This window comes from Actinoplanes sp. DH11 (genome assembly GCF_020873875.1).
Lineage (GTDB): Bacteria > Actinomycetota > Actinomycetes > Mycobacteriales > Micromonosporaceae > Actinoplanes.
The window spans coordinates 1-449 of the sequence record NZ_JAHWGU010000144.1 but is presented as its reverse complement, the minus strand read 5'-3'; the positions used below and the strand labels follow the sequence as shown (position 1 = coordinate 449).

Below are 449 nucleotides of genomic sequence, written 5' to 3'. Positions count from 1 at the left end.
AGTTGAAGTCGACCCAGTCGATGTCGCTGCCCACGCCATCGCGCCACTCCAAGTTGACGACCCGGCCGGCGCCGTACGTGGTCTCGCGGCTCGTGAGGTCGCGCAGGTGCAGCACCGGACGCAGGCCGCGCGCCGACTCCTTGCCAATGAGCTGGAGCTCGCGCTCGACGCCGCCGAGCACGACCGTGAGGGTGCCGATGCGCGTCGTGGTCTCGCGGACGCCGGTCTCGACGGTCTCCTGCTCGACGTCGACGCGCTCGGCCGGGGTGAAGCGGGCCGGGAGGCGCCACGCCGGGTCGTAGTCGTAGGCGCTCAGGCCAGAGAAGTCTTTGCGGGCCGACTCGCGCGGATCGCGCACGCGCACCGCGTAGACGCTCGCGCCGTCGTCGGTCGTGCGCACGATCGTCTCGACTTCGGACTCGCCGAAGTAGACCGGCACGCTGCCGAAA

At 70.8% G+C, this 449-nt stretch carries 1 protein-coding gene; it reads right to left on the bottom strand.

Annotated features, from left to right (window positions below; translation table 11 throughout):
- A partial coding sequence (locus LPA41_RS41130; protein ID WP_229076909.1) for a DUF1684 domain-containing protein occupies positions 1–449 on the bottom strand: 449 nt, incomplete at both ends.